This is a genomic window from Kitasatospora sp. UYEF31 (genome assembly GCF_057291755.1).
Genome location: NZ_JBXAWK010000069.1, coordinates 21,141 through 29,828, shown reverse-complemented (window position 1 = coordinate 29,828; position 8,688 = coordinate 21,141). Strand labels below are relative to the sequence as shown.

The following is an 8,688-nucleotide window of genomic DNA, read 5'->3' as shown; positions in this document are numbered from 1 at the left end:
GGAGCGGGCACTGCGGGACGAGTACCACCGGGCGGCTTGACGGCCACAGAACGTGACCGTCAAGCCCCCGAAGGACTTATGAATCGCTGCACTAGTTCCGGGGCCGTGGTGGCATCGTGACCTGAAACGGTCGTTTGACGACAGGCACAGCTGATCGGAGTGTTCCTGGCCCGTAGGGTCAAGGGGGTTGGCTGCACGGCGATTCACCGCGGCTGCAGCGTCGGGTCCGGCCCGGCAGGGGTCATGGCTGCGTCAACTGCGAGGCAGTTTTCCCGACTGTTCAGTAGTGGATCGCCGCGCACGAAAGCAGTTCCGGCGGTGCTGACCGGTCTCAGCGGAACGCGGCGACGTTGCGGGCGGCCCAGTCGGCGAAGGGGCGCGGGGCGCGGCCGAGGACCCGCTGGACGTCCGGGCTGACGCGCAGCTCGGCCGGGCTCGGGGAACCGAGGATGTCCAGAGTGTCGTCGGCGAGCTCCGCTGGCATGCTCCGGGTCATGGCGGTCCTGGCCTCGTCGCGGGTGAGCTCGTGAAACCTCACGGGCGAGCCCAGTGCGGCGGCGATGGCCTCCGCCTGCTGGCGCGGAGTGATCACCTCCGGCCCGGTCAACTCGTAGACACCGCCGGTGTGCCGGTCATCCAGCAGGCAGGCCGCCGCGACCGCGGCGATGTCCGCCGGGTCGATGATCGGCACCCCGACGTCGCCGAAGGGCGCGGCGACGACCTGTTGCGCGCGGACGGACTCGGCCCACCACAGAGCGTTGGAGTCGAAGCCTCCCGGCCGCAGGATGGCCCACTCCAGGCCGGACTCCCGCAGCATGTCCTCCAGCGCGCGCATCGCTATCCGCGTCCGCCCGGAGGGCCTGGTCACCACGCCCAGCGTGGAGAGCAGGACGACCCGGCGGACCCCGCCGGCCACCGCTTCGCCGATGATGTCGGCAGGGTTGGCTCCTGTGGCGTGCAGGTCGCCGGACAGCAGCAGGAACAGCGCCTTCGCTCCGTCCAGCGCGGGCTTGAGGCTGGCTGGCTCGGCCAGGTCGGCCACCAGGTGGCGGACGCCGTTCGGCACCGCCGTCGTGTGCCGTGACACCGCCGTCACCTGCTCGCCCGCCTCGGCCAGCGCCTGCGTCAACGGCCGGCCGATATTTCCGGTGGCCCCGGTTACAACGATCATGTTCAGCTCCTTGTCAGATGTCCTCTGTGGCCTTGACGTTAGGAGCACGGACTAACTTTCGGTAAGGACATACCCTGAGGTAAGCTCATGACATGACGGAAAGCGTGCAGCGCAGACAGGCCGGGACGGGGGCGCGGTATGACGTGTTTCACACCGCCTGCCCCGCGCGCGATGTGGTCGACCATGTGACCAGCAGGTGGGGTGTCTGGGTGCTGATCTCCTTGCGGAGCAACAGCCTCCGGTTCTACGAGTTGCGCGAGAGCATCCAGGGCATCAGCGAGAAGATGCTCGCCCAGACTCTGCGCGCGCTGGTTCAGGACGGCCTGGTCTGGCGGGAGGTCGAGCCGACGACGCCGCCCCAGGTCACCTACGGGCTGACCGAGTTCGGCCAGGATGTCGGCGAGCCGCTGACGGAGCTGTTCGACCGGATCACACGGCGGCTGTCGGCGCACAGCGCGGGTTAGCGTGGAAGTGAAGTTTGCCCCGGGACCTGGACAGCTTTCTGCTACGCGGTGAGGGCGCGGTCCTGGCCGTACTGAACTTCACCTCCGCCTTCGGCCCTTCGGCGTGGACGGTCCCGTCGTGGTTTGCCTGTGCGGAGCGACATGGAATCGCACGTTTAGTGCAGTTCGTTGTATGGATAATGTGCCGATCAGCGAAGCCCGCACCCGGCTCGGCTACTACGTCGACCGGGCCCACCACGCCGAACCTGTGGCCATCGCCCAGCACGGCACCCTGACCGTCGTGATGGTCAACGCCGAGCGGTACGCCTCCCCGCTGTCCCTCGAAGACGCCGCCGACCTGGCCAAGGCCGAGGCCGTACGCGCCAGCCGCTCCGGCGGGTTCGTGTCGCAGACCGAGATGGCCACCCGCTTCGGACTGAACGTGGACGGTACGGCTCGGTGAGCTACGCGGTCGACTGGTCGGCCGAGGCGATGGACCAGCTCGCCGCACTGCACGGCACCGACACGCCGGATCTGCTGTGTACATCCACCGGCTCCTGGAAGATTTCCGTGATGCCGTGATAGAGCGTCACGCTGATCAGGCCAGCAGGATGCGTTTGCTTCGATGCCAGCGCCGAGATGACAGCCTGTCGCCCCATCACGGAAATCGTCCAAGAGCTCTTCAGCAGGTACGCGCCTTTGTACTTCAGGGAGTACACCGACAGTAGGTGCCTGGGTGATCTACAACGCGGCCCTGACGGCCGCGATCGTGAGTCGTGTCGTGGACGGCGAGATGACCTTGCCTTGGATCAGCTTCCCTCTCGGTGTCTGCCTTGCGCTGTTCTTCGCGGCGATGGCGGGTATCCCGCTCGGGATTGTGGTGGGCGGGCCGTCATCGCTTGTCCATGAGGCCGTGGGGGCGGTGGGATTCGCGCTCGGCGCGCTCTTCGGTAGCGTCGGGATCCCGTTGCTCCTGTGGTACTTCGATGTGATTCCGCCCCTGGAGGCATTCTCGTCGAGCTCGTGAGCACCGAGTCGGCGGGATCTCAGCAGGCAGGCCAAGCGCGGGTAGCTGTTCAGCGGGTGTGTGACCGCTTCAGTTCGCAGGCGCGAGGGCAGGCAGCAGCCACGGCCCGCCGGCCGACCCGCCCTACGCCCGCGCGACGACACCTCGTACCTGCTGGGACGGTGTGGCGCCGGGATATGCAGAAGAACTACCACGGTCTTACCAGCCCGGGGGTAAGTTCTCGCTCTCCCTCGGCGACCACCCCGACGCGTGGTTGAACAACAAGCTGGACAAGACGTTTCCGATCCACAACCCGCCGGACAGACCACTGCCGCCTCCTCCGCCTCCTCCGCTGCCCCGCACGCCCGGTTCCGTCCTCGACTGGGCGCCCACCACCCGGCCGGACACCCGGCCTGACTGGATGCCCGACTGGATGTGGGATTCGTACGGCTGAGGCAAACGACGAACGGATCTCGTCCTTCGACGACTCGCCACCGCCATTGCATAATAATGCGCAACGGCGCATACTCTTTCTATGTCTAAGGTTCTTACCTCCCTGCCCGTCGGCGAACGCGTCGGCATCGCCTTCTCCGGTGGCCTCGACACCTCCGTCGCGGTCGCGTGGATGCGCGACAAGGGTGCAGTCCCGTGCACCTACACCGCCGACATCGGCCAGTCCGACGAGCCCGACATCGGGTCGGTGCCTACCCGTGCGTCGGCGTACGGCGCCGAGATCGCGCGCCTGGTCGACTGCCGCGCGGCACTGGTCGAGGAGGGCCTGGCCGCGCTCACGTGCGGCGCGTTCCACATCCGCTCAGGCGGACGCCCCTACTTCAACACGACGCCGCTCGGCCGGGCTGTCACCGGCACCCTGCTGGTCCGGGCGATGCTCGAGGACGGCGTGCAGATCTGGGGCGACGGATCGACGTTCAAGGGCAATGACATCGAGCGGTTCTACCGCTACGGTCTGCTCGCGAACCCGCACCTGCGCATCTACAAGCCGTGGCTCGACGCGGACTTCGTCGCCGAGCTCGGCGGTCGCAAGGAGATGTCGGAGTGGCTGCTCGCCCACGACCTCCCCTACCGCGACAGCACTGAGAAGGCCTACTCCACCGACGCCAACATCTGGGGTGCCACCCACGAGGCCAAGGCGCTGGAGCATCTCGACACCGGCGTCGAGACCGTCGACCCGATCATGGGCGTGCGGTTCTGGGACCCCGAGGTCGAGATCGCCGCCGAGGACGTGACGATCGGCTTCGAGCAGGGCCGCCCGGTGACGATCAACGGCAAGGAGTTCGCCACCCCGGTCGACCTGGTGCTGGAGGCGAACGCCATCGGCGGTCGCCACGGCATGGGCATGTCCGACCAGATCGAGAACCGGGTGATCGAGGCCAAGAGCCGCGGCATCTACGAGGCCCCGGGCATGGCGCTGCTGCACGCTGTGTACGAGCGTCTGGTCAACGCGATCCACAACGAGGACACCCTCGCGCAGTACCACAACGAGGGCCGGCGACTCGGTCGTCTCATGTACGAAGGCCGCTGGCTCGACCCGCAGGCGCTGATGATCCGCGAGTCGCTGCAGCGCTGGGTGGGCACGGTGGTCACCGGAGAGGTGACTCTGCGGCTGCGACGCGGCGAGGACTACTCGATCGTGAACACCTCCGGCCCGGCGTTCAGCTACCACCCGGACAAGCTGTCCATGGAGCGCACCGCGGACTCAGCGTTCGGCCCGGTGGACCGGATCGGCCAGCTCACCATGCGCAACCTCGACATCGCCGACTCCCGCGCCAAGCTTGAGCAGTACGCCGATCTCGGCATCGTCGGCAATACACACGCGACGCTCATCGGTGCCGCCCAGGCGGCCTCGACGGGGCTGATCGGCGCGATGCCGCAGGGCGGCGCCGAGGTCATCGCCTCCCGCGGCACGGTCGAGGGCGACGACGACCAGATGCTCGACCGCGCCGCGATGGAGTCCGGCACTGACTGACCGGCACTGACTGACCGGCGCAGGACAGACAACGCGCAGGACAGACAACGCGCAGGACAGACAACGCGCAGGACAGACAAGGCGCGCAGTCGCAGGTGCAGTTCACTGTGGAATCCGCATTCCGCGGAACCGAGTGATGTCCGGAAGCCCGAAAGATCTTGTGGCATGATCCGCTGCGTAGTGCGCGAATGCATCGCGCAATAGCGGTAGACGTCGCAGCCAGTCGCTGCCCGCTCGTCGTGAAGCGGGCGGCGACTGCCATGATCTAAGGAGTGCGGAAATGGCTCTGTCCGAAACTGGGACTGGGACGCTGCACGAGCGGAGGATGTCTCGTTGGCGGATGGATCAACCGCCATTGCACACCGTGGATGCGGCTGCCGAATACATCGCCGACCTTGGTTTTGTCGTATTGTTCGGCGACGAAAAGGCCAGCTACCCTTCGCTGCGCGAGGCCGGCAGGGAGCCCGGCGCGCAGCTCCTTCCCGCAGGTTGGGGCGCGGATCTGGAGCGGGTGTGGACCTGGAAGGACGCACTGCCGACCGAGGGGCGAGCCTGGTGCGGGAGGTTCCTGGGCGGTCGACAGTCACTTTTGTCGCCGCAACTCCTGGGGATGCTCTATCCGCATTCGGGGCTACCCGAAGACTTTCTCACTGTACCCCTTTCGGGAGCAGCTAAAAAAGTCGCCCAGCACCTACTCCATGACGGTCCCACCTCAATGCGTCTGATTCGCAAGGTATTCGGGCTGGACAGCAAATCCGGGCAGCAGATTCTCAACGAACTCGGCCGGAGCCTCCTGGTTACCAATTACGGGACCGTGCAAGACGGTCCAGGGTGGGCTAGTTGTGTCATCGAGCTGACCAGTCGGGAATTCTTCGTAGATCATCCGACCGGGTGCGTTGCGGACAAACCGCAAGCCGCGTTGCGGTTCCTCGACACGATGGTCGAGGCGAGTCCAAGGGAACTCTCCCGGGCATTCCGCTGGCCGGTCAAGGATGCTGCGTCGGCCTTGGCCGACCTGGTTCAGCGGGAGCTTGCGGCAGTGGATGGCCGCGGCAACTTCAAGACCGCCTGAGGACGGCCCGTCTTTGACTGTGGCGCCTTCCCTGTTCTGAAAGTAACGCGCGCACGGTGCGGTATGCCCGTCAGCTGAGGGCGTCCGGCGACTGGGGGATTCGATTTCCAAATGATCACCGGGCTCCGTTGGCGCCATTCGACCTCAACTCCCTTTGCTGGGCGCCTCGTTGGGGTTGGATGCTCCGGTCAATTCGGGTGCGATGCCTGCGAACGCGGACATTCTCGGACCACGTAAATTCTGCGTGGATAGATCCCTTGACTGATTCTCAGATCGGTGTAGCGTCTGCCGCTATGAGATCAGCGGGGGCTGGCATCGGACTCCCCGGAGATCAGCGTGAGGCTGTCCTCCTGGTTGATCCGGTGATGACCGGCGAAGCATTCAAAGGCGCATGTCAGGCACGTGATCTGGCAGTCGCATCCATCTATACGATCTCTTCGGACGTGCTGTCCGACGTTGCCGAACGGCACCGCGATGGAGATGATCTCAGCCTGTATGCGCAATCGGTGGATGATCTCGCGCAGTGCTTGGGATGGCCCATTCGGGCAGTGGTGCCGGCGACGGAACCGGGAGTCTTCCTCGCCGACACTATGGCCGGGTTGCTCGGCTTGCCCGGCAACGATCCTGAGCGGGCGCTAGCCAGACGCGACAAGGCGGACATGCGGCGTCTTGCCGCCGCGGCGGGGATCGAGGTCCCCGAATTCGAGATCGTCTCCAAGCTCGACGATGTTCCCTCGGCCGCCGCGAAGATCGGCTATCCGCTGATCATCAAGCCCTCGACCGGGGCCGCAGCGCGGGATGTCCGACTTGTCGCTGAACCGGGGGCGCTCGGGGAGTCCCTTGTCGGACTCGGCCGGCAGGACCTGTTCGGCTCCGATATCAGCCGCTGGCTGGTTGAGGAATACGTCCGGGGCCGGGAACTTGCGGTCAACATGTTCTCGGTCGACGGGGTGCACCGTCTCATCGACATCTGGGAATACCGCCAGCCGGATGACGCCGACTACGACCAGCCGTACTGGGACCTCGTCCAGATCAGTCACGACGATCCGGACAGCCGTGCCGCCACGGAATTTGCCATGCGGGTGCTCGATGCCTTCGGGGTCCGGGTCGGACCCAGCCACACTGAAATCAAATGCACAGCCGACGGCATCCGCCTTATCGAAATCGGCAGCCGTCTGCCGGGTGCGTACATCCCTGAGCACTGGGCCAGGCACAGCTCCTTCAAGCCCTACGAGGAAACGCTCTCGGTGCTGCTTGGTGAGTCCCAGTCAGCAAAAGATCCCATGCCGGGCCAGGGGCATGTCGATTTTGACGCCACTCTCGGTATCTGTTGCATCCGCAACGATATTCGCTCTGGAACGCTCGGACGGATTCGCGGGCTGGCGCAGGTGGTGGAAATTCCAGGTGTGGACGCGGTCCACCTGGCCTGCCAGCCGGGTGACCACGTGCCACTCACCCGCGATCTGAATGCTGTAGTAGCCAAGGTCCTGGTGTACGGAATTGATGTGAAATCCGTTCTGACGACCCTGCAGACTGTTCGGTCGATCCTTGAAGTGGAGATCAATTAAATGGTCAATCTCATTCCCGGGAAATCGCTGATCAAATTCGACGAACAGTTCCCGATCTACAACTGGCTCTATCCGATGAAGGGGCAGGATCTGGACATCACCTCCCCTGACAAACTCTTCTCGAGCTTGGACATCACGCAGATCCGCGACCGGGCCCTCTACTTCCACATTCCGTTCTGTGAAACCATATGTACTTTCTGCACTCTCAACCGGGGGCTCGGGGCGCCTGGTGACGAGGCGATCGAGCTCTACGTCCAGGCGCTGATCCGGGAGATCCAGATCAAGGCCAGGTACGAGTCGGTCAGTGGCCGCCCGATAACGGCGATCTTCTTCGGCGGTGGCACCCCGACCACCCTCACGGCCAACCAGATCAGGCGGATCGGAAAGGAGATCCACGATCACTTCGACCTCTCAGCGCTCAAAGAGTTCACCTTCGAGATGGAGGTGAAGAGCATCGATGAGGAGAAGTGCGCGGCCATGCGGGACATCGGGGTCAACAAGGCCCGGTTCGGACTGCAGACCTTCGATCCCGTCTACCGCAAGCTGTTCAACATCACGGCCACTCTGGACCAGACGTATGAAGCTGCGGAACTGCTGCGCCGGTACTTCGACTACACCAGTTTCGACATCATCTACGGGATGCACGGGCAGACCATCGAGCAGCTCTCCCAGGAGATCCAGTCCGCGGTCGACCTCGGCACCGAGACCATCGAGTTCTACCCCATCACCAATGTCGTCACCCAGGCGTCCCTGCACCACGGATACGTCAAGAGTGGTCTTGAACCCCTGAGCTTCATGAACAAGATGTCGATGACCATCTACCTGAACCAGTACATCCGGGCCTCCGGTTTCCAGCAGCACAACGGAAACGGCTACCTCCGGATTCCCGAGGGTCAGCAGCCCGATCCCACATTCATATCGCGGGCCTACACCAACGTCTACAACAGTTTCTTCTGGGCGCACTGAGACGACGACCTGATCGGGTTCGGGAACTCGGCGATCTCGCAGAGTGGCGAATTCACGATTATGAACGATGAGAACCGGGCTACTTACACCCGGAATCTTCTGGACAATAACGACTTCAAGATCAATGTCACCCAGGCCGACGGAATCCCCTACGAGAAGGGGCTTGTCTTCAGGCTGCCCTACTTCGGCTGGGTGCCCAAGGACCGGCTCGACTGGGACCGGATTCCCGCAGAGTTCAAGGACAAGCTCGGCCGACTGATTGCCGAAGGACTTGTTGTTGAAGACCCCGACGAATTCCGGATCACCGAGCTCGGCTGGTACTGGTACGTCAACATGATGTACTACCTCTCCCCCGAGTCGGACCAGCGCATTCTCGATGATTTCATCGCCTTGAAGAGCCGCGTCTCCGGAATCACCGACGGCGAGCGCAGGATGACGCTTCCGTTGTCCCTTGCCTAACAGCATCCATTATCTG

The 8,688-nt window shown here is 64.3% G+C and carries 10 protein-coding genes; 8 read left to right on the top strand and 2 right to left on the bottom strand.

Annotated elements, in window-relative coordinates:
• Window positions 1-331 precede the first annotated feature (331 nt).
• Window positions 332-1,171, bottom strand: a complete 840-nt coding sequence (locus AC0Z36_RS25735) for an SDR family oxidoreductase (RefSeq protein WP_485465438.1) — start codon at window positions 1,169-1,171, stop codon at window positions 332-334.
• Window positions 1,172-1,263: 92 nt separating this feature from the next.
• Here AC0Z36_RS25735 and AC0Z36_RS25730 point away from each other — a divergent pair, with 92 nt between their 5' ends.
• Window positions 1,264-1,635, top strand: a complete 372-nt coding sequence (locus tag AC0Z36_RS25730) for a winged helix-turn-helix transcriptional regulator (protein ID WP_485465437.1) — start codon at window positions 1,264-1,266, stop codon at window positions 1,633-1,635.
• Window positions 1,636-1,807: 172 nt separating this feature from the next.
• Window positions 1,808-2,077 (top strand): type II toxin-antitoxin system Phd/YefM family antitoxin, encoded by a 270-nt coding sequence (locus AC0Z36_RS25725; RefSeq protein ID WP_485465436.1) that lies wholly within the window; start codon window positions 1,808-1,810, stop codon window positions 2,075-2,077.
• A gap of 1 nt (window position 2,078) precedes the next feature.
• Here AC0Z36_RS25725 and AC0Z36_RS25720 read toward each other — a convergent pair whose 3' ends face one another.
• Complete coding sequence (locus AC0Z36_RS25720) at window positions 2,079-2,333, bottom strand: hypothetical protein (protein ID WP_485465435.1); 255 nt, start codon at window positions 2,331-2,333, stop codon at window positions 2,079-2,081.
• Between the two features lie 17 nt (window positions 2,334-2,350).
• Between AC0Z36_RS25720 and AC0Z36_RS25715 the strand changes: the two genes are divergently transcribed.
• The 6 genes from AC0Z36_RS25715 to AC0Z36_RS25690 all read left to right on the top strand — a co-directional run bounded on the left by AC0Z36_RS25715 (window position 2,351) and on the right by AC0Z36_RS25690 (window position 8,672).
• Window positions 2,351-2,641, top strand: coding sequence for a hypothetical protein (locus AC0Z36_RS25715; RefSeq protein ID WP_485465434.1), 291 nt, complete (start codon window positions 2,351-2,353; stop codon window positions 2,639-2,641).
• A gap of 514 nt (window positions 2,642-3,155) precedes the next feature.
• A complete protein-coding gene (gene argG / locus AC0Z36_RS25710; RefSeq protein WP_485465433.1) occupies window positions 3,156-4,607 on the top strand; it encodes an argininosuccinate synthase in 1,452 nt (483 codons plus the stop codon).
• Window positions 4,608-4,887: 280 nt separating this feature from the next.
• Window positions 4,888-5,679: an AlkZ-related protein gene (locus tag AC0Z36_RS25705; protein ID WP_485465432.1), complete on the top strand. Its 792-nt coding sequence runs from the start codon at window positions 4,888-4,890 to the stop codon at window positions 5,677-5,679.
• Between the two features lie 365 nt (window positions 5,680-6,044).
• Window positions 6,045-7,247 (top strand): ATP-grasp domain-containing protein, encoded by a 1,203-nt coding sequence (locus tag AC0Z36_RS25700; RefSeq protein WP_485465431.1) that lies wholly within the window; start codon window positions 6,045-6,047, stop codon window positions 7,245-7,247.
• Complete coding sequence (locus AC0Z36_RS25695; protein WP_485465430.1) at window positions 7,248-8,213, top strand: radical SAM protein; 966 nt, start codon at window positions 7,248-7,250, stop codon at window positions 8,211-8,213.
• A gap of 60 nt (window positions 8,214-8,273) precedes the next feature.
• Window positions 8,274-8,672 (top strand): hypothetical protein, encoded by a 399-nt coding sequence (locus tag AC0Z36_RS25690; protein ID WP_485465429.1) that lies wholly within the window; start codon window positions 8,274-8,276, stop codon window positions 8,670-8,672.
• Window positions 8,673-8,688: the final 16 nt, after the last annotated feature.

Excerpts from the sequence above, each read along its gene's own strand:
- AC0Z36_RS25735 (WP_485465438.1), bottom strand. The coding sequence starts at position 1,171 with ATGATCGTTGTAACCGGGGCCACCGGAAATATCGGCCGGCCGTTGACG.
- AC0Z36_RS25730 (WP_485465437.1), top strand. The coding sequence starts at position 1,264 with ATGACGGAAAGCGTGCAGCGCAGACAGGCCGGGACGGGGGCGCGGTAT.
- AC0Z36_RS25725 (WP_485465436.1), top strand. The coding sequence starts at position 1,808 with ATGGATAATGTGCCGATCAGCGAAGCCCGCACCCGGCTCGGCTACTAC.
- argG (WP_485465433.1), top strand. The coding sequence starts at position 3,156 with ATGTCTAAGGTTCTTACCTCCCTGCCCGTCGGCGAACGCGTCGGCATC.
- AC0Z36_RS25705 (WP_485465432.1), top strand. The coding sequence starts at position 4,888 with ATGGCTCTGTCCGAAACTGGGACTGGGACGCTGCACGAGCGGAGGATG.
- AC0Z36_RS25700 (WP_485465431.1), top strand. The coding sequence starts at position 6,045 with ATGACCGGCGAAGCATTCAAAGGCGCATGTCAGGCACGTGATCTGGCA.
- AC0Z36_RS25695 (WP_485465430.1), top strand. The coding sequence starts at position 7,248 with ATGGTCAATCTCATTCCCGGGAAATCGCTGATCAAATTCGACGAACAG.
- AC0Z36_RS25690 (WP_485465429.1), top strand. The coding sequence starts at position 8,274 with ATGAACGATGAGAACCGGGCTACTTACACCCGGAATCTTCTGGACAAT.